28 protein-coding genes are annotated in these 20,014 nt (G+C 43.8%); 16 read left to right on the top strand and 12 right to left on the bottom strand.

Features of this window, described 5'->3' with window-relative positions; genetic code table 11:
• The coding region (locus tag IM485_RS00650) for a transposase (RefSeq protein ID WP_287740529.1) at positions 1-269 on the top strand (269 nt) is incomplete at its 5' end.
• A 290-nt stretch (positions 270-559) separates the two neighbouring features.
• Here IM485_RS00650 and IM485_RS00645 read toward each other — a convergent pair.
• Both IM485_RS00645 and rpaB read right to left on the bottom strand, forming a co-directional pair.
• Positions 560-1,201: a cofactor assembly of complex C subunit B gene (locus IM485_RS00645; protein ID WP_149975284.1), complete on the bottom strand. Its 642-nt coding sequence runs from the start codon at positions 1,199-1,201 to the stop codon at positions 560-562.
• A gap of 9 nt (positions 1,202-1,210) precedes the next feature.
• Entirely contained in the window at positions 1,211-1,939 is a 729-nt protein-coding gene (rpaB, locus tag IM485_RS00640; RefSeq protein WP_002734727.1) for a response regulator transcription factor RpaB, read from the bottom strand.
• 232 nt (positions 1,940-2,171) lie between these two features.
• Between rpaB and radA the strand changes: the two genes are divergently transcribed.
• The 11 genes from radA (at position 2,172) to IM485_RS00585 (ending at position 10,298) form a co-directional block, all read left to right on the top strand.
• On the top strand, positions 2,172-3,698 hold the full coding sequence (radA, locus tag IM485_RS00635) for a DNA repair protein RadA (protein WP_287740526.1): 1,527 nt from the start codon (positions 2,172-2,174) through the stop codon (positions 3,696-3,698).
• Between the two features lie 45 nt (positions 3,699-3,743).
• Positions 3,744-3,845 (top strand): cytochrome b6-f complex subunit PetL, encoded by a 102-nt coding sequence (petL, locus tag IM485_RS00630; RefSeq protein WP_002791324.1) that lies wholly within the window; start codon positions 3,744-3,746, stop codon positions 3,843-3,845.
• Positions 3,846-3,917: 72 nt separating this feature from the next.
• On the top strand, positions 3,918-4,388 hold the full coding sequence (locus IM485_RS00625) for a DUF29 domain-containing protein (RefSeq protein ID WP_287740523.1): 471 nt from the start codon (positions 3,918-3,920) through the stop codon (positions 4,386-4,388).
• Positions 4,385-4,840, top strand: coding sequence for a DUF29 domain-containing protein (locus IM485_RS00620; RefSeq protein WP_104395470.1), 456 nt, complete (start codon positions 4,385-4,387; stop codon positions 4,838-4,840). The genes IM485_RS00625 and IM485_RS00620 overlap by 4 nt, the downstream gene beginning before the upstream one ends.
• 13 nt (positions 4,841-4,853) lie before the next feature.
• Complete coding sequence (locus tag IM485_RS00615; RefSeq protein ID WP_104395469.1) at positions 4,854-5,324, top strand: DUF29 domain-containing protein; 471 nt, start codon at positions 4,854-4,856, stop codon at positions 5,322-5,324.
• Positions 5,321-5,779 carry a DUF29 domain-containing protein gene (locus tag IM485_RS00610; protein WP_104395468.1) on the top strand — a complete coding sequence of 153 codons (459 nt, stop codon included), beginning with the start codon at positions 5,321-5,323 and terminating at the stop codon, positions 5,777-5,779. The genes IM485_RS00615 and IM485_RS00610 overlap by 4 nt, the downstream gene beginning before the upstream one ends.
• Positions 5,772-6,701 (top strand): lysylphosphatidylglycerol synthase domain-containing protein, encoded by a 930-nt coding sequence (locus IM485_RS00605; protein ID WP_287740520.1) that lies wholly within the window; start codon positions 5,772-5,774, stop codon positions 6,699-6,701. The genes IM485_RS00610 and IM485_RS00605 overlap by 8 nt, the downstream gene beginning before the upstream one ends.
• Positions 6,702-6,886: 185 nt before the next feature.
• Positions 6,887-7,738 (top strand): Uma2 family endonuclease, encoded by an 852-nt coding sequence (locus tag IM485_RS00600; RefSeq protein ID WP_287740518.1) that lies wholly within the window; start codon positions 6,887-6,889, stop codon positions 7,736-7,738.
• A gap of 385 nt (positions 7,739-8,123) precedes the next feature.
• On the top strand, positions 8,124-9,497 hold the full coding sequence (locus tag IM485_RS00595; RefSeq protein ID WP_104395465.1) for a 1-acyl-sn-glycerol-3-phosphate acyltransferase: 1,374 nt from the start codon (positions 8,124-8,126) through the stop codon (positions 9,495-9,497).
• 30 nt (positions 9,498-9,527) lie between these two features.
• Entirely contained in the window at positions 9,528-9,758 is a 231-nt protein-coding gene (locus tag IM485_RS00590) for a hypothetical protein (protein WP_104395464.1), read from the top strand.
• A gap of 78 nt (positions 9,759-9,836) precedes the next feature.
• Positions 9,837-10,298, top strand: a complete 462-nt coding sequence (locus tag IM485_RS00585) for an Hsp20/alpha crystallin family protein (protein ID WP_104395463.1) — start codon at positions 9,837-9,839, stop codon at positions 10,296-10,298.
• Between the two features lie 102 nt (positions 10,299-10,400).
• On the opposite strand, the gene IM485_RS00580 is transcribed toward IM485_RS00585, so the two are convergent.
• The 3 genes from IM485_RS00580 to IM485_RS00570 form a co-directional block, all read right to left on the bottom strand.
• On the bottom strand, positions 10,401-11,615 hold the full coding sequence (locus IM485_RS00580) for a DUF790 family protein (protein ID WP_104395462.1): 1,215 nt from the start codon (positions 11,613-11,615) through the stop codon (positions 10,401-10,403).
• A gap of 78 nt (positions 11,616-11,693) precedes the next feature.
• Positions 11,694-12,038, bottom strand: a complete 345-nt coding sequence (locus IM485_RS00575; protein WP_104395461.1) for a hypothetical protein — start codon at positions 12,036-12,038, stop codon at positions 11,694-11,696.
• 249 nt (positions 12,039-12,287) lie between these two features.
• Complete coding sequence (locus tag IM485_RS00570) at positions 12,288-12,482, bottom strand: hypothetical protein (RefSeq protein ID WP_104395460.1); 195 nt, start codon at positions 12,480-12,482, stop codon at positions 12,288-12,290.
• 359 nt (positions 12,483-12,841) lie between these two features.
• On the opposite strand from IM485_RS00570, the gene IM485_RS00565 reads away from it, so the two are divergent.
• The 3 genes from IM485_RS00565 (at position 12,842) to IM485_RS00555 (ending at position 14,769) form a co-directional block, all read left to right on the top strand.
• Positions 12,842-13,192: an STAS domain-containing protein gene (locus IM485_RS00565; protein ID WP_104395459.1), complete on the top strand. Its 351-nt coding sequence runs from the start codon at positions 12,842-12,844 to the stop codon at positions 13,190-13,192.
• Between the two features lie 292 nt (positions 13,193-13,484).
• A complete protein-coding gene (locus IM485_RS00560) occupies positions 13,485-14,414 on the top strand; it encodes a CoB--CoM heterodisulfide reductase iron-sulfur subunit B family protein (RefSeq protein ID WP_104395458.1) in 930 nt (309 codons plus the stop codon).
• A gap of 22 nt (positions 14,415-14,436) precedes the next feature.
• On the top strand, positions 14,437-14,769 hold the full coding sequence (locus tag IM485_RS00555) for a BON domain-containing protein (RefSeq protein WP_104395457.1): 333 nt from the start codon (positions 14,437-14,439) through the stop codon (positions 14,767-14,769).
• A gap of 113 nt (positions 14,770-14,882) precedes the next feature.
• Here IM485_RS00555 and IM485_RS00550 read toward each other — a convergent pair whose 3' ends face one another.
• Positions 14,883-15,800 carry a glycosyltransferase family 2 protein gene (locus IM485_RS00550; protein WP_287740508.1) on the bottom strand — a complete coding sequence of 306 codons (918 nt, stop codon included), beginning with the start codon at positions 15,798-15,800 and terminating at the stop codon, positions 14,883-14,885.
• A gap of 263 nt (positions 15,801-16,063) precedes the next feature.
• Between IM485_RS00550 and trpA the strand changes: the two genes are divergently transcribed.
• Positions 16,064-16,858 (top strand): tryptophan synthase subunit alpha, encoded by a 795-nt coding sequence (trpA, locus tag IM485_RS00545; protein ID WP_104395454.1) that lies wholly within the window; start codon positions 16,064-16,066, stop codon positions 16,856-16,858.
• A gap of 42 nt (positions 16,859-16,900) precedes the next feature.
• On the opposite strand, the gene IM485_RS00540 is transcribed toward trpA, so the two are convergent.
• The 6 genes from IM485_RS00540 to IM485_RS00515 form a co-directional block, all read right to left on the bottom strand.
• Positions 16,901-17,038 carry a hypothetical protein gene (locus tag IM485_RS00540; RefSeq protein ID WP_192575961.1) on the bottom strand — a complete coding sequence of 46 codons (138 nt, stop codon included), beginning with the start codon at positions 17,036-17,038 and terminating at the stop codon, positions 16,901-16,903.
• 2 nt (positions 17,039-17,040) lie between these two features.
• Positions 17,041-18,291: a nif11-class peptide radical SAM maturase 3 gene (locus IM485_RS00535; protein ID WP_287740504.1), complete on the bottom strand. Its 1,251-nt coding sequence runs from the start codon at positions 18,289-18,291 to the stop codon at positions 17,041-17,043.
• Between the two features lie 16 nt (positions 18,292-18,307).
• The gene (locus IM485_RS00530; protein ID WP_287740501.1) at positions 18,308-18,511 is read right to left on the bottom strand and encodes a bacteriocin; all 204 of its coding nucleotides are present in this window, start codon (positions 18,509-18,511) and stop codon (positions 18,308-18,310) included.
• A 53-nt stretch (positions 18,512-18,564) separates the two neighbouring features.
• Entirely contained in the window at positions 18,565-18,933 is a 369-nt protein-coding gene (locus tag IM485_RS00525) for a Nif11-like leader peptide family natural product precursor (RefSeq protein ID WP_104395451.1), read from the bottom strand.
• Positions 18,934-19,184: 251 nt separating this feature from the next.
• Positions 19,185-19,403: a hypothetical protein gene (locus IM485_RS00520; protein ID WP_287740499.1), complete on the bottom strand. Its 219-nt coding sequence runs from the start codon at positions 19,401-19,403 to the stop codon at positions 19,185-19,187.
• 26 nt (positions 19,404-19,429) lie between these two features.
• The gene (locus IM485_RS00515; protein ID WP_104395450.1) at positions 19,430-19,864 is read right to left on the bottom strand and encodes a nitrogen fixation protein; all 435 of its coding nucleotides are present in this window, start codon (positions 19,862-19,864) and stop codon (positions 19,430-19,432) included.
• Positions 19,865-20,014 lie beyond the last annotated feature (150 nt).

Below are 20,014 nucleotides of genomic sequence, written 5' to 3'. Positions count from 1 at the left end.
TGTGTGAGTGGATAGAACAATTGCTATTACCCGAACTACTACCCGGTCAAATTATCATCATTGATAACGCCAGTTTTCATCCCAAAGAGAGAATCAAAAAATTGTTAGCTAAAGCGGGATGTGAAGTGCTATTTTTACCCGTCTATTCTCCAGATCTCAACAAAATTGAAAAGTTCTGGGCTAGATTGAAAAACTATGTTAGTCAGATTATCAATGATAGTGAAAACCTTGTGGATGCTGTGAGTAAAGCTTTCAGGCATCTGTCCTAACTAACTCGTTCTATGCCATAGTGCAAGAATATAAGATTGGGACATTCAAAAACCTTGCATTATTCTTCTTGTAGTACACAAATTAGTACAAAAAAGAAGGGCAACAAAGCCTGAAACGACCGACGACCGGCTACTGACTCCTGACTCCTGACTCCTAACCCCACCAACAAACTTTTTCAGCAAACCCTAATTAAGTGGATAAATTGGCAATGTCTGGGGTAGTCAAAATCAATATTGTTGAGTCAGTGGAAGATTTAAAAGAATTAATGAAACAACAAAACTGAAATCGTCTAAAACTGACTGAAAGTGTTGGCTAATTTATCAGCAATTCCCTCGATCCAAATTTCATCTTGTTTAGTATAACTGCGCGGTGCATTTGCCGCCAAAATTAACACCCCTTCCTTCCCGATGGGTTGACAGATTAAGCCTTGGGTGTTTTCTGGCAAATAGTCAAACTCGATTTTAGCGGGATATAAATTTAAATTAACTAAATAGACGGCTTTACCAGTTTCTAAAACTCTTTTGATAATATTACTAACTTTAACTTCAGAATTCTGGCTTAAGATACCGCGACGTAATAAAACTTTTCCCTGATAATAAACGATCAGAGATTTTGTCACGGTGTTGGTTAAAAGTAAATGGGAAGCCCAAGCAAGCTCAATTTTAACTGGTTCTGGCAAATCTGGGGCAAATTCCAGACCTTCGCGCCCGATTAATTCCACAGCATCCGGTAAGCGGGGTTGAACTCTTTGCCAGATTAAACCCACCAAAATTAAAACCCCACTCAAAATCACTCCCATCACATCGGAACGCGCTTGCGATGGGGTTAAATCGGCAGTGGCAAAACGATTAAACATTAATACCGTACCCCCGACGATGCCGGCGAACAGGGGTAACAGTCTTAAAATACGATTGGGATCAGCTGGTGCCATAGCTGAGAACTATTCCTCGTCTAGTTCTAAAATCCGCTGGAAAAGATAGCCTGTACCTCTAGCGGTGAGAATTAACTCAGGATTGCTGGGATCATCCTCTAATTTGGCTCGTAAACGGGAAATATGCACATCTACCACCCGCGTATCCACATGACGTTCGGGGGTATAACCCCAAACTTCCTGAAGGATTTCCGAGCGGGAAAAAGCTTCTCCCGAGCGACTGACCAATAATTCCAGTAAACTAAATTCCATACCAGTCAGACGGATGCGTTCATCTCCCTTATAAACTTGGCGTTTATTGGTATCGATTTTAATGGAACCGATATGAATCACACCAGAACTGGGAATCCCCGGAGCGCCATTTTTCTCCACCCGACGCAACACCGAACGAATCCGCGCCTCGAGTTCTTTGGGAGAAAAAGGTTTAACTACATAGTCATCCGCGCCCAATTCTAGCCCGGTAATTCGATCGGCCACATCGCCCAAAGCGGTTAACATAATGATAGGAATATCCGATTCTTTGCGGAGTTCCTGACAGACACCGTAACCGTCTAATTTCGGCATCATCACATCCAAAACCACTAAATCGGGTTCGGCGGTGCGGAAGGTTTCTAAAGCTTCCTCTCCGTCGGCGGCGGTGACGACTTCATAACCAATCATCGATAAACGAGTCTCTAAGATACGACGGATGCTGGCTTCATCATCAACAACGAGAATTTTTTCCTTTTGGTTCTCCAACTGAATTAACACTCCTTAGTTAAATAGTGTGATGAATTTTAAAGTTAAATAACGAGCGTTCCTGTTTATAGAATATCCTTTGGCCGTTATCATTAAGCCTAAATTTCCTATTTTATTTCTTTTATGGCAATTATCAATAACTTTATCGTCTTCCTTACCCCTATCATACTTAATCAAATTTGACAAGAGAATTGATCCTCAAACCGCTTTTCTTCAACTTTTCTTAAAAAACATGGCGAAATCGCGAACAATATACATCTGTAGCGCTTGTGGGGCGGAATCTCCCCAATGGTTGGGCAAATGCCCCAGTTGTGACACCTACGGGACGCTAGAAGAACAAGTGATGGCTGGTGGCAATAATCCGGCGGTAAATCGCCCAGGATGGCAAAATAGTCGCCCAAATAACGGCAAAGGACAACGCAACCCGCAACCGCGCATCTCGGTGCGCTTCTCGGAAATTACCCAGTATGAACAGGAACGTTTTCCCTCTGGTTACGGGGAATTCGATCGCGTTCTCGGTGGTGGCATCGTCCCCGGTTCTCTTGTACTAATCGGCGGCGATCCGGGCATCGGCAAATCGACGCTTTTACTGCAAGTTACCAACCAACTCGCCCAAAGATTACCGCGCATCCTCTACGTTTCCGCTGAAGAATCGGGACAACAGATTAAACTGCGGGCTGCCCGTTTAGGAGTGGGAGTGGTCCCCGTGGAGTCGGAAAATAACGGCAATGGCAAGGAGAAAAAAGCCTCTGAATCAACGTCAGAACTCGATAATCATCTCTATGTTCTGCCAGAAACCGATTTAGAGGAAATTTTGCGAGAATTAGAATCTCTACGCCCACAGGTGGCGGTAATTGACAGTATTCAAACTCTTTATTTTGGGGCGTTAACTTCCGCACCGGGATCTGTCGCCCAAGTTCGCGAATGTACCTCCGCCTTGATGCAGGTGGCAAAACGGGAGAATATTACTTTATTAATTGTCGGTCATGTGACTAAAGAAGGGGCGATCGCTGGTCCGCGAGTTTTGGAACATTTGGTCGATACAGTGTTATATTTTGAAGGCGATCGCTATGCCTCCCATCGTCTCTTAAGATCTGTGAAAAACCGTTTTGGGGCCACCCATGAGATCGGTATTTTCGAGATGGTGGATCACGGTTTGGCGGAAGTGGAAAACCCCTCAGAATTGTTTTTAGGCAATCGCGACGAATTTTCCCCGGGTACGGCGACGGTGGTAGCCTGTGAAGGTACACGCCCGATTGTGGTGGAGTTACAGGCATTAGTTAGCCCTACCAGCTACGCTTCCCCGCGCCGATCAACCACGGGCATAGAATACAACCGATTACAGCAAATTCTCGCTGTTTTAGAAAAGCGTGTCGGCATTCCTTTATCAAAATTAGATGCCTATGTTGCCTCCGCAGGAGGGTTGGGAGTGGAAGAACCGGCGGCGGATCTGGGAGTTGCGATCGCTGTTGTCGCTAGTTTTCGCGATCGAGTCGTGGATCCGCGCACAGTCTTAATCGGGGAAGTGGGATTAGGCGGACAAGTGCGCTTAGTGTCGCAAATGGAACTAAGATTAAAAGAAGCCGCGAAATTGGGCTTTAAACGGGCGATTGTCCCCAGAGGTCAAGTTTATCCCGAAGATGTGGGCTTAGAAATTGTTCCAGTCGGCAAGGTAATCGAGGCAATTGTCGCCGCAATTCCCCCCCAGCAGCGCTTTGGGGAAGATATAGAAGACGAGGAAGGGGAAGGGCAAGAATAACGGTACAATGCTAAAAAAGATTAAATTACTTGGGAGATTTTCACCATGTCTGTGTTAGCTGTTGCTGCTTTAGCGGGTTATCTGATCGTTTTTACCGGAATTGCCCTCGGTCTCTTTTTCGGTCTGCGCGCCGCTAAAATTATCTAGTATATAAACAGTAAAAAAGCTCTAGTGATCGATTTAACCGGTCACTATTGCCTATTGTAGGGGAGATAAAAAATGACTGTTATTCCCGACTTAAAAACTCTCTACGAAATTGATGATTCTCTCTGGTTAGAAGAAACTATCGAACTGCTCAAGGCTAAAAATTTTGAAGCGCTAGACTTAGAAAACTTGATCGAGGAGTTAGAAGACTTGGGAAACGAGAAAAAGTTTCGTGTTGCTAGTTTTTTACAGCAAATTATTAGACATTGTTTATTATTACAGTTTTGGACAAGGGAAAGAGAATATAATCAAGCTCATTGGCAAGCAGAGATCGTGAGTTTTAAAGATCAACTAAAACGTTATTTAACCACAAATCTTCGTAAATATCTAGAACAGGAATTTGAGCAAATTTACTTTGAGTCCGTGCGATACGTTCGTCAAAAAACCGATAATAAAGTCAACTTTCCCGATACTTGTCCCTACAGTTTAGAAGAACTTCTCGATCCTAATTGGCTACCATCTGACAATCAAGGAGATAAAAAATGACTGTTATTCCCGACTTAAAAACTCTCTACGAGATTGATGATTCTCTTTGGTTAGAAGAAACTATAGAACTGCTCAAGGCTAAAAATTTTGAGGCTTTAGATTTAGAGAATTTAATCGAGGAGTTAGAAGACTTGGGAAACGAAAAAAAGTTTCGTGTTGCTAGTTTTTTACAGCAAATTATTAGACATTGTTTATTATTACAATTTTGGACAAGGGAAAGAGAATATAATCAGGCTCATTGGGAGTCAGAACTGGTAAATTTTCAAGATCAATTAAATACCTACCTAACGGCAAGTTTACGGAAATATTTAGAACAGGAATTTTATAATATTTATCAGAAGGCACTCCGTTATGTGAGAAAAAAGACTAATAATCAAGTCAACTTTCCCAATACTTGTCCCTACAGTTTAGAAGAACTTCTCGATCCCAATTGGCTACCACCATACGAATAAAGGAGATAAAAAAATGACTGTTATTCCCAACTTAAAAACTCTCTACGAGATTGATGATTCTCTCTGGTTAGAAGCAACCATAGAACTGCTCAAGTCCAAAAGATTTGACGCTTTAGATTTAGACAATTTAATCGAGGAGTTAGAAGATTTGGGAAACGAAAAAAAGTTTCGTGTTGCTAGTTTATTAGAGCAAATTATTAGACATTTCTTACTCCTACAGTTCTGGACAGAGGAAAGAGCATATAATCAGGATCACTGGGAGTTAGAAATAGTCAACTTTCAAATTCAGCTAAAAAGACGTTTAACCACTAATCTCTGTAATTATTTACAAAATGAATTAACTAACATTTATGAAGATGCAGTTTTCTTTGTGCGGAAAAAGACAAAAAATAAAGTTACTTTCCCCGATAGTTGTCCCTACAGTTTAGAAGAACTTCTCGATCCTAATTGCCTGCCATCTTATCATCAAGGAGATAAAAAATGACTGTTATTCTCAACTTAAAAACTCTCTACGAAATTGATGATTACCTCTGGTTAGAAGAAACTATAGAACTTTTGAAGAATAAAAGATATGAAGCTTTAGATTTAGAAAACTTAATCGAGGAGTTAGAAGATTTAGGAAGCGAGAAAAAGTTTCGTGTTGCCAGTTTATTAGAGCAAATTATCAGACATTGTTTAGTCCTACAATTTTGGGAAGATGAAAGAACATATAATCGTAGTCATTGGCGCTCAGAAATTGTCAATTTCAAAAACCAGATCGACAATTATTTAACCACTAATCTCCGTAATTATCTCACTCAAGAATTACCTCGTATTTACCAGAAAGCCTTAAATTATGTTAGAGAAAAAACCGATGATAAAGTTAGTTTTACCGGGGAATGTCCCTACAGTTTAGAAAATCTGCTCGATCTCGACTGGTTTCCTCCAAAAAATGAATAAAGAAAAAAACAAAATGATGAAAAAGTTTTTACGTTGGCTGATTATTGGGGGAACCTTATTTTTCGTTCTCAGTAACCTTAAAAATAACTGGGATAACGTCACCTCAGTTAGAATTGAAAATCACGGTTGGTTATTTCTTTTCTTGGCACTTGTAACCACCGTTATCGCTCAAATTTGGGCAGGATGGGTGTGGACATGGATACTCAAAAGCTATCAACAGCCGATTAAAACCTCCGCGGGAATTGGCATCTATATGATTACCAATTTAGGAAAATATCTACCCGGTAATATCGGTCACTTTTATGCTCGCATCGTGGCAATTAATAAAGTAGGAAGTGATTGGGGAACCGCTAGTTTAAGCGTTTTATTAGAGCTTTTATTACTGGTATGTGCAGCCTTAGCCATAGCAGTTATTGGTAGTGGTTTAGGTTGGATGAAATCTAGCTCAAGTCTAGGGATACAGATATTAGTTTTAGGATTAATTTTAATCGGCATTCATCCCAAATTTTTAAATTATCCTCTCAAAATCCTTAGCCAAAAGAAAAAGATTGCTCAAGAGCCTGTTTATCTAACTCAATATCCTCTCGTTCCCCTCTTGGGTGAAACTGGATTTTTATTGTGGCGCGGTGCGGGTTTTATTTTAGCTGGGATGGTGTTAAAAATGATTACCCTCGCTCAGATTTTACCCCTCTTAGGAACCTTTAGTTTTGCTTGGTTATTGGGTTTAGTTGTCCCCGGAGTACCGGGAGGATTAGGAGTATTTGAAGCTACAGTGATTGCACTTTTAGACGCAGAAACTTTTCCCGCCGCTAACGTACTTGTCACCGTTGCTATCTATCGTTTAATTAGCATTCTCTCCGAAGTGATTGCCGCCGGAATCGGGACAAAATTAGTTAAAGATAAAGCCAAGTTTTTTGGTTAGCTTAAGGATATTAGTCGTGTGTGTTAGCCCAATGTAACGCACCCAGAAGAAAAGTTTTGATCATTGTTAAGCCAAGATAATTTTCTCAACTCCTAACATCTATCTCCTCACTCCTAAATTCTGATGTAACATAGGATCAATAATCAGCAAAAATCTGGACACTCCCACCTAGAGAGGCCGAAAAAATGACGATTGCCAAAAGCGACGAAACTGCCACCTCTCCGGCACCGATAGAAGAAGATTTCGAGGACTTCTGGGAACCCCCCCCACCCCCCACAGACTTAATTTTTGATGATGGTGAACCCTTGGAAAGCAACCGACACCGCATTGCCATGAATGTCTTGATTCGCTCCCTACAGCAGGGTTACGGCGAACGAGACGACTTCTACACCGGTGGCAATATGTTTATTTATTTCAGCCGCGAACAGGCGAAAAATCGCGATTTTCGCGGGCCAGATTTCTTCGCTGTCCTCAATGTCGATGGTACGAGAGAGCGACAGGGTTGGGTAATTTGGGAAGAAGAGGGACGTTATCCCGACGTTATCGTGGAATTAACCTCTCCTAGTACCGCCAAGACCGATAAAGTGCGAAAAAAGGCAATTTATGAGGGAACCTTCCGCACGCCAGATTATTTCATCTACGATCCTTTTGATGCCAATTCTTTACAAGGATGGCATTTAGGGGCCGACCAACGCTACCATTCTTTAGAACGAAACGAGCGCGGCTGGTTATGGTGCGAAACCTTAGGCTATTGGTTAGGGACTTGGGAGGGGACTATTGACCGAGAAACGGCAATTTGGGCGAGATTTTATGATCCAGAAGGCAATTTAATCCCCTTGCCAGAAGAAGCAGCCCAGGAGCAAGCAGCCGCAGCCCAGGAGCAAGCAGCCGCAGCCCAAGAGCAAGCAGCCGCAGCCCAAGAGCAAGCAGCCGCAGCCCAGGAGCAATTAAATGCTACTCAGCAAGCTCTGGAAGCGGAAAGACAGCGTTCTCAACAGCTGGCGGCTCGTTTGCGAGAAATGGGGATAGAGCTATAGTATAGCTGTATTTGTTTAGGTGAGGAGGTAAACTGCTCCTGTTCCTCCTCGTTCAAAGTCGGTTAATTTCTCCTTTCATGGTTGAGGGAGCCTGCAATCCCAGTGTATTTGAAGTCTAGCTCGATACCTGTTTGCTGCTGTGATTACCTTTTGGCCAGTGGGTAATTATTGATCAGAGTTTTCTTTTATTCTTCCCTGATTAAGTACCTAAGCAAAATTAATTACACATCTAAACCGTCAGCCTTTTGCTGTGATCAGTAAACAGTAATCAGTGATTAGTGAAAAGACAGTAGGAAACTTCTATTTAATACTGCACACTTAAAACTCAAATCTGATAACTGATAGCTGTCTCCTGTCTCCTGTCTCCTTTTGCACGACTACTTATATGTCTAATCTATCTTTGGGCGCACAACCTCCTCTAGAATTTATACCCCCTGACCTTAACTCCTTGCTTTTAAAGGGATGTCAAATCTTTTTACCTCTCTGGTTACAAACTCAAACCAACTTAAGGGAAATTTCCGCCGCCAATCTAGAAACTTTAATCACATTTTATCAAAAAAGTCAAGAGAAAAAAGTCCGTTTACTGCTTGCTTTTCGTCATCCCAGTATTAACGATCCCTACTGTATGGCCTATCTTTTGTGGAAATTAGTACCCAAAAAAGGCCAAGAGTTAGGAATAAAATTAAACAATCCAATTCACGCTCATTTTATGTATGATCGAGGGATTCCTTTATGGGCTGGAGAAAGGGTAGGATGGTTATATTCTAAGTTAGGTGGCACACCAATTCAACGGGGAAAAGCCGATTTAATCGGATTGCGTTCGGCTCGTCGTTTATTATTAGAAGGAGATTATCCTTTAGCCGCCGCTCCCGAAGGGGCAACTAACGGACATAATGAGCTTGTCAGTGCGATTGAACCGGGTATTTCTCAATTAGCTTTTTGGGGGGTGGATGATGTTAAAAAAGCTAAACAACAGCAAGAAGTAATTATTTTACCTATTGGTATTCAGTATTTTTATCTGACTCCAGTGTGGCAAGAAATCGAGAAAATTTTAACTAATTTAGAAAACGATAGCGGTTTAGAACCCACCCCGAATTCATCCCGAGAAGAAAAGGTTTTATACGAGCGTCTTTTTCGGTTAGGAGAAAGATTATTATCCTTAATGGAGGATTTTTATCGAGATTTCTACTATCAATCTTTGCCTGTAGTACCTGCCAATGGCGATGATCCAAACGAAACCCTAGCCAAACGTTTAGCCAATTTATTAGATGTGGCCTTACAAACCGTAGAAAAGTATTTTAATGTTTCTCCTAATGGTAATGTGATCGATCGCTGTCGTCGTTTGGAACAAGCAGGATGGGAACGCATTTATCGGGAAGAATTAAAACCCACTCATTCTATTTCTCCCCTTGAATTAGGATTAGCTGATCGCCTAGCCGATGAAGCTAATTTAAAAATGTGGCACATGAGAATTGTGGAGAGTTTCGTGTCAGTAACTGGTTATTATGTCAAAGAAAAACCCACCGTAGAAAGATTCGCCGAGACAATTTTATTACTCTGGGATTTAGTGACAAGAATTAAAGGAGGTAATCCCTTTTTCCGTCCCCAAATTGGTCAACAAAAAGCGATAATAACTATTGGTAAACCTATTTCCGTATCCGAGCGCTATGGCGATTATAAAAGCGATCGACGCTCGGCCGTAGCACAATTAACCCAAGATTTACAAACCAGTTTAGAAAGTTTAATTATTCATCAGTAGATAATTAGGGGTTACTGAAAAAGTCTGTTGGTGGAGTCAGTTATCAGTTATCAGTTATCAGTCATCAGTCATCAGTTATCAGTTATCAGTTATCAGTTATCAGTTATCAGTTATCAGTTCACTGAGAAAACACCCCACACCCCACACCCCACACCCCACACCCCACACCCCACACCAGGAAAAACTTTTTCAGCAGACCCTAGTATAGGAGATAGTACGGGAATCTGGAAAAACTCAATACCGAAAACCCTACCCCGGTAAGAGAATCTTTTATCTATCCTAAAAGTGTAGAGATAAACCAACATCTCTAGCGTTAAGAAAACTTCGGAGGTGACTTATATGGCACTTATACGTTGGGAACCTTTCAGAGAAGTAGAAAGCCTACAGAAAGAAATGAATCGCTTGTTTGACCGTCTTGTGCCGACTGATGTAGGCAATGGCGAAAAAATGGGGTTATCCTTCATCCCAGCGGCGGAGATTACCGAAACGCCAGAGGCAGTTCAGCTTAAACTGGAAATACCTGGTATGGAAGCCAAAGACCTCAACGTGGAAGTAACAGCCGATAGTCTGACCATTAATGGTGAAAGAAAATCGGAAATTAAAACCGAAGAAGAAGGATTTACCCGCACTGAATTCCGTTATGGTAAATTCCATCGGGTTATTCCTCTACCGGTTCAGGTTGATAATAGTAACGTGACCGCTGAATACAAAGATGGCATTCTCAATCTCACCCTCCCGAAAGCGGAAGAAGAAAAAAATAAAGTGGTGAAAGTGTCCATCAGTCCTGCCATTGCTCAATGATGTAGCTCTCATTGTCCGGTCTTGAGCAAAAAGGTTAACCTAGTCTGATTAAACCAAAGCGGGAGTATTAAATCATACTTCCGCTTTTAGCTTCCTAACCTTTTAATTTAAAACTTCTAACACTGCTTGGGGTGATAATTTATCTTTAAACCAGATAACCTGAGCGGGTAGATTTTGAAATTTAACTCCAGCTTTTTCTAGATTTAACCGTTCCGATACGGCTAAAATTAGATTATTTGCTTGGGCCGATTTAACCTGTAAAAATTTCTTTTGTAGGTATTCTGGTCGCCAATAACCAACAATTTCGAGGAGAAAAACGCGACCATCGGGATGCACTAAACGGAAATCGGGAATCATCACTCCTCCGGGTAAAGGCACTAAATCCACTTCCCTTTCTAACTGCCATTCAGTCTTTAACTGTAACCAACGTTTAGCGAAAGATTCCTCTAACATACTATCGTAGGGTTTACCCGGGGAATAGTGGGATACCAGACCACAGTTATCCTCTAAATTAAACTGTTGTTTTTTAATAGTTCCTGTATAGGAATCTTTATACTGTAATTGTGCCTTCAGATTCCAGTGAGTAACATGGAGTAAGGCAGGAATTAATTTAGCGATTTCAATGCCATAACGACTGTTAGCTTTAAATAAACTGGTGGGACCATCGATAGTAATAGTAAATCCCGTGTCGGCATCCCCTTCGATATAAGTCATTAAACGAAATAGTTTTAGATAGCGAAAGAGATATTTATATTCCCCCGGATCGTTGCGGTGGACGTTGATGATTAAATAACTGGCCCGATAAAAAATACCTTGAATTTGCGAGAGGTTAAAACGATGAATTAAGTTTTCGGGGGTGGGAGCATCAAATTGAGTGAGAATTTTATTCTCTGCTAAATCAGCATAGAGTCCTTTTTCTAGAGCTACTGGAAAAATTTCTTGATTTAATTCTTGGCTGATTTGCTGGGCAATTTTCTCCAGAATTAGCGATCGATTTTGGGGAATAGGAACAAAGTTAGCCGCTTGTTCAAAAACTCTTTTTCTTAATTCCTGCGGTTCTAAGGGACTAATAATCTCAAAGGTGGCAAAATGATTGGTTAATAGGTGAGCAAATCCCCGTTTAATTTTATAATCGGGACTGTCTCCCTCCAAGATTAGGAGTTTTTGGCTTAATTCTCCCTTAGTTTCACCGATACTTTCCTGAAAACAGGTGATTTGTTCTTGAGCGCTCATCAGATAATCAGGAGCGATCGGTAAGCGTTTGGGAATAATTGTCTCGCCATTTTGACGGGAAATCAATAAATCGGTCGGTAACATGGCAAGCTAGAGAAGAATAATCAGATGGGGAGAGGTGGGACGACAAGGAAAGGTCGAAACCCCAAAAATCCCCCGATTCTAACTATTTTGGTCGATATAACGCTCTAAATCCTCGATTACACGGGTTAATTCTGCTTCTGTGGTTAAGCGTAGGCGATCGTCACGAACCGTTAACAAAACTTTAGCCGAAAAAGGATTCGGATAAATATTGGGATTACAAAACACTTCCAGAAACACATCACCAGTGTGCTGATATTCCAGCGGTTTTTGGGGTTGGGGTTTACCCCCACTAGCAGCATTACTGGCGATCGCTTTCAGGCGATCGAGTAAAACGTTAATTTCCCTTTGCAAATCCAGAGCAGCACTGGGACTGAAACGAAAAGTAACGGAACCTTGCAAAAGATTAAGAGTTAAAGGAATCATGGAAAAAATCAGGTTAGGAGAAGGCCTGAAGTTAATTATATTAATTTGGGGAAATTTGGGGAAATTGGGTTTTGGGGGATTGTTCAGTAATCAGTAAACAGTCATCAGTCAAGTCAGGTTCTTCGTTACTTGGTCTGGTTCGATCGGGTGATCGCTAAATCATCCCTTATAACCCCGTCCATTGCATAAGCAGGAACCGAAAGTCCATCAGTGAACTGAAAACTCACCACTGATAACTGATAACTGAAGTTACCGACGCGGAACGAGATTAATCCGGCCTTCGTCCATTTCATCCATGAGTAACTCGAGGGCCTCGTAATCCACATCAGAAACGTAGCCAAGACGAGCGAGGAGTTCATTAATTCCGTTTTCGATTTCTGGCGTGATTTGACGATAATATAGGGCTTTTTCCACTAATTGGCGGATAGTCGGCTTGGTATCCACAATTTCCTTACTCTAGCTCAATAAATCTATTTTCTGTATCCTGCTTTACTTTATTTTAGCAAAAATACCAGTATAATCCTGGGTCATCGTTAGTTATTCGGAGTTAGAGCTTAAACCTAACGACTTTCCCCTGATGTTCACCCTAGTCAGTCCTGATCACTGTTCCTCTTTACCACTAGAATCCTAAGGTTAACCTAAAATTGGTTCTTCCCTATAGGGGTCAAGATTAAAAAAAGATTAATCTTTTCAGGAGAGGGAAAATTGATCAAGACCAAGGTTACAAACTCAGAAAGTTAGGACATAATAGCGTTATCTGATTTCCAGTTAAAAGGTTCATTTATGAATTTCAAAGCCCAGCCATGAAAAGTCCTGTAAAAGTCCCAGAAATTGCTCTATTTGAGCCAAGTGGCTATATTACCGCCGCTAACGTCCTAGAATTTCAAGAGCAGCTCACCAATCTGGTGAACCAGAATAGCTCTATCACTTTTCTCGTGGACATGAGTAGGGTGGAATTCCTCGACAGTGCCGGATTAATGGCTTTAGTTACCGCCTTTCGTCTGGCTCAAAGTCAAGAAAAATCCTTCAATATCTGTTCTATTCCACCTTCAGTCAAGATTATCTTTGAATTAACCCAACTGGACCGGGTTCTCTCGATTTTCCCTAGCCGTGCTGACTTTGGTGCTGTCATCACCCTCCCCCAAGCGGCGTAAGCAGACAAAATAGGGTTTCTCGCCTTAATTTCTCGGCTACAATCTCAATTCTACCCGTAAATCACCTCTTGACTGGGCAGATTCCCATTTATATAACCGACTCCTCAGGACAACAATTTTTCTCAAGGAGAGCCATTATACTGTTGAGATGGCTCTCCTCCTTTTTGGATATTATCTCTAGGGGCAAACTACCCTACACTTGTTCGGAGCAGCTCACAAAAGACTGTCTATTAAGAAATTCCATGACTTTAGTGATGACAGGGGGGAAGGGGGGCAAGATGGTAGATAGGTAATGAGTAGTAATTTCCTAGAATCCATGACAGTCAACAATCTCCAGTACGCTTATTTTCCCGGTTGTGTCGCTCAAGGTGCCTGTCGGGAACTATATTTATCCACGGCAGCCCTAACGGAAGCTTTGGGGATTAATTTAGTCGAACTCAAAAAAGCTGCCTGTTGTGGTTCGGGAACTTATAAGGAAGATTCGCAACTCTTGGAAGATGCCGTCAATGCGCGTAATATTGCCCTAGCGGAAGCCCTCAATTTACCCCTGTTGACTCACTGTAGCACCTGTCAAGGGGTGATCGGTCATGTGGATGAGCGCTTGAAGGAAGCAAAGCATAATAATCCCAATTATGTTGAGGAAGTTAATAATTATTTACAGAAAGAACATTGTTCTCCCTACCAAGGTACGACGACGGTTAAACACCTACTCTGGGCAATTGTGGGCGATTATGGCTTAGATAATCTGGCGGCCAAGGTGATTCGTCCCTTATCAGGCTTAAATTGTGCCGGTTTTTATGGTTGTTATCTCCTGCGGGCCCAGGATACTCTCCCCTACGATAATCCTTTTCAGCCGGAATCCCTAGAAAATGTCTTTCGGACCGTGGGAGCGAATCCGATTTATTATCAAGGACGCACTCAATGCTGTGGTTGGCCTCTGTCCAGTTATGCCACCACCCAATCGTTCCAAATGGCAGGAAAACACATTTTAGAGGCCATGGCAGCGGGGGCCGATTGTTTAGTCACCCCTTGTCCTTTATGCCATCTTAATCTTGATTCCCGACAACCGGAAGTGGCAAAAGCGATCAATCGAAGTTTGGGTTTACCTGTGTTACATTTTTCCCAATTAGTCGCTTTAGCGGTGGGAGTCAGTCCCGATCGTTTAGGATTAGATCGACACATCGTTTCCACCAAATCCCTCTTAAAGAAATTGGGGTTTTAGAACTCAATCAGGAGTGTTAGCAATGGATTGGTTAAAAAGAATTTTTGGCTTAGATAAACCGGCAGATGCCGCTAGTGCGATCGCAGGAAAAGCCGCGGCTGCTGGTATTCCCCCCGAAAGAGTCGGATTAGACGGAAAATACGACGAAAGCGGCCTAGCTAAACGAGTAGTTTTAGCTTTTGACGAGACACCGGATTTAGCTGATGAAGACAAATTGTGGGTCGCTCAAACTGGTGGTAAAGTTGTACTAAAAGGCAGGGTTTCCAATCAGGCGACTTTAAATAAAATGGTAGCAATTGCCAGTAAAGTCCATGGGGCAACCAGCGTCGATACCAGTCAAGTAACTATTGGGTGAAGTCGAACGGCTGTATTCCCCGTGAAAATTAACCACTGAGTAGGTGGATTGGCATTTTTTTTGTCCCTAGGTTGTTGTTAGGTGATTGCCGGCTGATTAATCATGGTTAAATGTTAATCGGCTTTTCCTTTTAGGGAGACGAAACCAGACCTATGGGAATTACTATTGTTACCATTTTGCGGGGTATGAAAACGATTTCTAACTTCGGGGGGAGTGGGTAAACCCTGTTTCATTTCCGCCACTTTTAAGAGGATCAAATACTCATAAAAAGCTTGCAGAGTACACCAAGCAAAACCAGCTTTACCATCGAGAATTCCTGCTAGGATAAAATACATATAAAACCAACGAAGCAAGGGACGAAAAGGCAATCGTAGGGATAAATCTTTTAAAGCTCTCCGTCTATCTACTTCGGTTTCACCAAAAAATAAATTTTTCCAACTAACACCCCCGTTAGCCAACTGATGTAGGGTTTCTGCTGCTTCATCGGTAGAATAACGATTATGTTTTTCAATCCAACGACTTAAACCTTTACTACAGGTATAGTGGGGATAGGTTTCTTGTAAAAAAGAGGTTTTTCCTCGACATTCTTCCCTTTCCGTGTGACCATAATCGCTAAACCAGACTTGATCTTTTCTAAATAGACGCATTTGATAACGAGGATACTGGGTGCTGCGACGGATCCAAGTTCCCATAAACATAACTCTTTCGGCCACATAAAAACCAGTAAATTCCCGTTGTTGCGTGGCACGCAGACATTCTGCGTACAGTTGGGGTGTCATCCTTTCATCTGCTTCGAGAATATAAACCCAATCGTATTTAGTCTCGATATTTTCTAACATCCAAGTTCTTTGTTTACCATGACTCTCGAATTGATGCTGAATCACGCGCACTGGATAACGAGAAGCTATCTCTACAGTGCGATCGCTACTGTAGGAGTCAACCACAATCACATCATCGGATAGAAGTGCCGATTCTACACAGGCGGCAATATCAATTTCTTCGTTATGGGTGAGAATGTAAATGGAAAACATAGATATAATATGGTGTTTGATTATACGCAACCCGATCGGGCAGTAGTCCTATTTTGTACCGGAAAAAGCGGAATGAAAACCAGTTGATAGAACAGATTTTCTCAAAACTATCAGACTGCGCTCATTCTACCCTCGATCACCATTTTGTCAATATTCCTTAAGTATTACTTGAAAAATTCTTTACCTGAGCTTGCGGCAACTGGCAATGAGCTATTCCCCGCCATGAGATAATAGACGGTGCTTTATGTCTCCAGTAATTTTCGATGACTGCTGTTTCTGAGTGTTTTCGTTCTCTCCGTTCCCAGGGGAATTGTGCCTTAATTCCCTTTATCACTGCCGGTGATCCCGATTTATCTACCACTGCCCAAGCTTTACGCATTTTAGACCGGGCAGGGGCTGATCTGATCGAATTGGGGGTTCCCTATTCCGATCCTCTTGCGGATGGTCCGGTTATTCAAGCGGCAGCCACCCGGGCTTTAAATCGGGGTGTCAAGTTGGAAGATGTGCTAGAAATCGTCAAAAATGCTCAGGGAGAGGTGAAAGCTCCGATTATTCTCTTTACTTACTATAATCCCATCTATCATCGCGGGATAGATGTCTTTTTAGACCAAATTAAAGCAGCTGGGGTGAGTGGTTTAGTGGTTCCCGATTTACCCCTAGAGGAAGCGGCAAGTCTGCTGCAACCGGCTGCCGCTAAGGGAATTGAAGTGATTTTATTGGTAGCGCCTACCAGTCCCCCGGAACGAATACAAGCGATCGCCCTGCAATCCCAAGGTTTTATTTATCTGGTTAGTGTCACGGGAGTGACGGGAATGCGGAATCAAGTGGCCACCAGAGTGGAGGAATTGCTCGATTCTATCCGTTCTGTCACCGATAAACCCGTCGGGGTAGGATTTGGCATTTCTGACGCGACACAGGCGCTACAGGTGAAAAAATGGGGTGCTGATGCGGTAATTGTCGGCAGTGCCATGGTTAAACGTCTGGCCGATAATTCCCCCAGCGATGGTTTAAAATCCCTCGAAGAATTCTGCCGCAGCTTAAAACAGGCGATTCAGTGAGGGATGAGGGGTTAGCAGCTACAGATTAGATCGATCGAGCGTTTATGTCTTCTCGTTCTGAATTCGTTCAATTTCATCTAGTGCTTTTTTCGCCCGGAATACAGCCCGGAGATAGGCGATCTGGCTCTCCCACGCCGATCGGGGTAGGATGGGGGTGATAGGGTTCGGGTTCTCGTTCATGGTTAGATTGTGGGGGTGAGTACGGGGGTTTTGTTTTGCCAGCTTTCCGTCCATTGGATCGCGTCGGCACTGAAGGCGAGGGGATCATTGGCTAGGGGAGAATGGAAGGGTTCTTCTACCAGCGCGAATTGGCCGTTATCGAAGGGAATTCCCGCTGCAGGGCGATCGAGGTAGAATCTCTCTCGGATTCCCTTCTCCGCTTGTTTTAAGGCCCGGTGGTGACAGTAGGGGTTATTGCCTCGGCGATCGAAGAAAACATGAGCCGTCCAACTACAACCACCGCGGCAGAGTTCGGCGAACTCGCAGGTTTTACAGAATCCCCAGAGATGATCGGTTCCCTTCGGGGTTCCCGCGCCGAGGTTGAAGCGCAGTTCTTCGGCCTCTTCGATAATCTGGCGCAGGGAGCGATCGCGGATATTGCCCCCGGTATAGGCTGCGGTGGGAAGGGAGGGACAGCCTTTGATCGCTCCGTCGGCCTCGATACCCAGTGCCGCCAGTCCGGCACTACAGCCCTGCCAGAATGTCCACGCGTCCCCTCCCCGCAATAAACGTTCGTAGGGGCCGTAATAGCCGATATTGTTGCCCGGTTGTACGTCTACCCCCTCGCGTCGCGCTTGCTCGGTGACACGGGCGACCATCGGGTATAGTTCTAGGAGTTCGTAGGGTTGCAGGAGAATCTCCGAGTTATCGGCGGCGTTCCCCATCGGGACGGTTAACTGGATCTGCCAGGCGAATACGCCCGCATCGCGGATTTTTTCGTAGATTCGGGGGAATTCGGGGGCAGAAAGACGATTTATCTGGGTATTGCAACCGAAGGGGATACCGGCTTGTTTTAGGTGGCTCATGGTTTTAAATGCCCATTGCCACGAACCTGGTTTCCCCCGCAGGCGATCGTGGGTGGCTTCTAATCCGTCCACGGAGACGGAGACAACTTTGATCCCCGCGTCTTTCATCTTTTGGGCGGTGTCGAGGGTGATGCCGTAGCCGCCGGTAGTGACACCGCAGATCATGCCCGCGTCGGTGATCGCCCGGGCGATATCGAGCCAGTCGGGACGGAGGAAGGCTTCTCCCCCGATCAGGGTAACTTCTTTGATGCCCACTTCGGCCAGTTGACGGACGAGATCGAGGGCCTCTTCAGTGGTAAGTTCGTGGCTACGGGTGTGGCCGGCGCGGGAACCGCAATGCTGACAGGCGAGGTTACATTTCAGGGTAATTTCCCAGACGGCGTAGCTGATGCGACGGTATTCGGTCATTGGAATTATCCTCGATTTAGGCGTAGTAAGTACGACGGCCACCGCCACCGCTGGTCGAGCCGTATACTTGTTGCATCCGTCCACCGACGATCGCTTTTAAGTCTTCTTCGGTTAGGGTTTTGAGTTCGTCATCGTTAGCGATTTCGTCCAAAACCTTTAAACGAAAATCGGGATCGGTTGCTAGTTTTTCGGTAAAGTTCGGGGTGCGATCAAAAGACATGATTAGCTCCTTACTAAGTTTAATACTCGATAAAATTTATGAGTCGGTTGGAATTATAAATCCCCGAAACGATCTGCCGGTAATCCGTACATCGGTCGAAAGATTCCGTCACCTGGAATAGGCCATTTAAGCTTGCGGTTGGGTGGCAGACCGTACATCGGACGAACTCGAAAACCGCCGATAAATCCACCGGCGACCGCCGCTAAATCTTCCTCGCTTAAATCTGTAACTTCTTCATCGGGGCGATCGGACTCTAGAAGTCGTGCGGTGTATTCCTCGAATTCCTGTAGTGTGAAATTGAACCCCGCAGCTTTGACGATCTCGCTACATTCTTCTTTAGTATTCACCGATTGGATTCGGGAACGGAAGGATTCATCGGAGGCGACTTTTTGATAAAAAGCGTGAACTTGTTCGAGAGCCATAAGTTAACTCCTGTTAGAATTTGAGAGTGATGGGAGGATACGGTTGGTAGATAAGCTGTTCAGCATTGAAATTGCTTGTGGAGATGAGGCACTCTTGCAAGAGGCAACACCCCCCAACTCCCGCGACGGGGGAGATTCAGCTAATCTAACGATAGGCGGTTATAGCGGTTTTCACAGAAGTGAGTCCCGATTGAAACGCTGAAACGCCTATCTATCAAGGAATTTACTATACCTTATTAGACTGAAAACCGCTATAAAATGGGTCCTTGCTTAATATTCGAGAGTGGTGGGAAGATCATTCCGATAATGATGGGCGGCCAAATTCTTATTCCCAGTGTTGTTGGTTTTGACGGCGACATTATACCTATACCGCCTTGAATGTTGCGAGTCTCGATCGCGCGATTGATCGCAGTTTCAAGAGATTCTTGAAAAGAGTTCACCTGTAGATCGGAAATATGAATTTTAGCCATGGTAATTAGACTCCTATTTAATAGGGTTAAGATTCGGGTTCGGCAACCTTCACGAAAGTTTCGGAAGGATTATAGTTGTCAGTGACAACCTGCGGACAGCGCAGACAGGCGGCTTTTCCCTCCTGCAACCACCAGCGACAGTTTTGCCGGATTCGACAGGGGGGAAGGGTATCGGTTACTTCTGCGAGTCCCTGTGCCACCCGGTGCGCGAGGCGACAATCTTTCCCATCGAAATGAACGCATTCTTTTTCCGCGCAGGACGCGGCGAAGCGGAAGACTTCGGTGGGAGTGACGGGTTGAGCGAGTGCGAGAATTTCCGCGGTGACGGGTTGGATTTCCGGGAGATAGGCGACGCGGGGTTCCTCGACGGTTCCCGCCGCGATCCCGAAAATTACGCTATCCGGGGAATTTTCTCGAGCGCTAGGGCAAAGGTTAGGTGTCTGGTGCGGAAGGGATTTCATCAGTTTTATCGGTTCTTCCGAACTTACACTGTAGAAAATTCCCCAAGCTCCCTCTCTGTCCAGCAATGCTCTAAAGTTGATAAATATCAATCTAACAAAAACTCAAAGCCCTATTGTACAAACTTTACAAGCATGAGTTGTTGATAGTTT

This window comes from Microcystis sp. M169S2 (assembly GCF_020245865.1).
In the GTDB taxonomy this organism is placed as follows: domain Bacteria; phylum Cyanobacteriota; class Cyanobacteriia; order Cyanobacteriales; family Microcystaceae; genus Microcystis; species Microcystis ichthyoblabe_A.
This window is presented reverse-complemented; position numbering and strand designations above follow the sequence as displayed.

Excerpts from the sequence above, each read along its gene's own strand:
- IM485_RS00645 (WP_149975284.1), bottom strand. The coding sequence starts at position 1,201 with ATGGCACCAGCTGATCCCAATCGTATTTTAAGACTGTTACCCCTGTTC.
- radA (WP_287740526.1), top strand. The coding sequence starts at position 2,172 with ATGGCGAAATCGCGAACAATATACATCTGTAGCGCTTGTGGGGCGGAA.
- petL (WP_002791324.1), top strand. The coding sequence starts at position 3,744 with ATGTCTGTGTTAGCTGTTGCTGCTTTAGCGGGTTATCTGATCGTTTTT.
- IM485_RS00625 (WP_287740523.1), top strand. The coding sequence starts at position 3,918 with ATGACTGTTATTCCCGACTTAAAAACTCTCTACGAAATTGATGATTCT.
- IM485_RS00620 (WP_104395470.1), top strand. The coding sequence starts at position 4,385 with ATGACTGTTATTCCCGACTTAAAAACTCTCTACGAGATTGATGATTCT.
- IM485_RS00615 (WP_104395469.1), top strand. The coding sequence starts at position 4,854 with ATGACTGTTATTCCCAACTTAAAAACTCTCTACGAGATTGATGATTCT.
- IM485_RS00610 (WP_104395468.1), top strand. The coding sequence starts at position 5,321 with ATGACTGTTATTCTCAACTTAAAAACTCTCTACGAAATTGATGATTAC.
- IM485_RS00605 (WP_287740520.1), top strand. The coding sequence starts at position 5,772 with ATGAATAAAGAAAAAAACAAAATGATGAAAAAGTTTTTACGTTGGCTG.
- IM485_RS00600 (WP_287740518.1), top strand. The coding sequence starts at position 6,887 with ATGACGATTGCCAAAAGCGACGAAACTGCCACCTCTCCGGCACCGATA.
- IM485_RS00595 (WP_104395465.1), top strand. The coding sequence starts at position 8,124 with ATGTCTAATCTATCTTTGGGCGCACAACCTCCTCTAGAATTTATACCC.
- IM485_RS00585 (WP_104395463.1), top strand. The coding sequence starts at position 9,837 with ATGGCACTTATACGTTGGGAACCTTTCAGAGAAGTAGAAAGCCTACAG.
- IM485_RS00580 (WP_104395462.1), bottom strand. The coding sequence starts at position 11,615 with ATGTTACCGACCGATTTATTGATTTCCCGTCAAAATGGCGAGACAATT.
- IM485_RS00575 (WP_104395461.1), bottom strand. The coding sequence starts at position 12,038 with ATGATTCCTTTAACTCTTAATCTTTTGCAAGGTTCCGTTACTTTTCGT.
- IM485_RS00565 (WP_104395459.1), top strand. The coding sequence starts at position 12,842 with ATGAAAAGTCCTGTAAAAGTCCCAGAAATTGCTCTATTTGAGCCAAGT.
- IM485_RS00560 (WP_104395458.1), top strand. The coding sequence starts at position 13,485 with ATGAGTAGTAATTTCCTAGAATCCATGACAGTCAACAATCTCCAGTAC.
- IM485_RS00555 (WP_104395457.1), top strand. The coding sequence starts at position 14,437 with ATGGATTGGTTAAAAAGAATTTTTGGCTTAGATAAACCGGCAGATGCC.
- IM485_RS00550 (WP_287740508.1), bottom strand. The coding sequence starts at position 15,800 with ATGTTTTCCATTTACATTCTCACCCATAACGAAGAAATTGATATTGCC.
- trpA (WP_104395454.1), top strand. The coding sequence starts at position 16,064 with ATGACTGCTGTTTCTGAGTGTTTTCGTTCTCTCCGTTCCCAGGGGAAT.
- IM485_RS00540 (WP_192575961.1), bottom strand. The coding sequence starts at position 17,038 with ATGAACGAGAACCCGAACCCTATCACCCCCATCCTACCCCGATCGGCG.
- IM485_RS00535 (WP_287740504.1), bottom strand. The coding sequence starts at position 18,291 with ATGACCGAATACCGTCGCATCAGCTACGCCGTCTGGGAAATTACCCTG.
- IM485_RS00530 (WP_287740501.1), bottom strand. The coding sequence starts at position 18,511 with ATGTCTTTTGATCGCACCCCGAACTTTACCGAAAAACTAGCAACCGAT.
- IM485_RS00525 (WP_104395451.1), bottom strand. The coding sequence starts at position 18,933 with ATGGCTCTCGAACAAGTTCACGCTTTTTATCAAAAAGTCGCCTCCGAT.
- IM485_RS00520 (WP_287740499.1), bottom strand. The coding sequence starts at position 19,403 with ATGGCTAAAATTCATATTTCCGATCTACAGGTGAACTCTTTTCAAGAA.
- IM485_RS00515 (WP_104395450.1), bottom strand. The coding sequence starts at position 19,864 with ATGAAATCCCTTCCGCACCAGACACCTAACCTTTGCCCTAGCGCTCGA.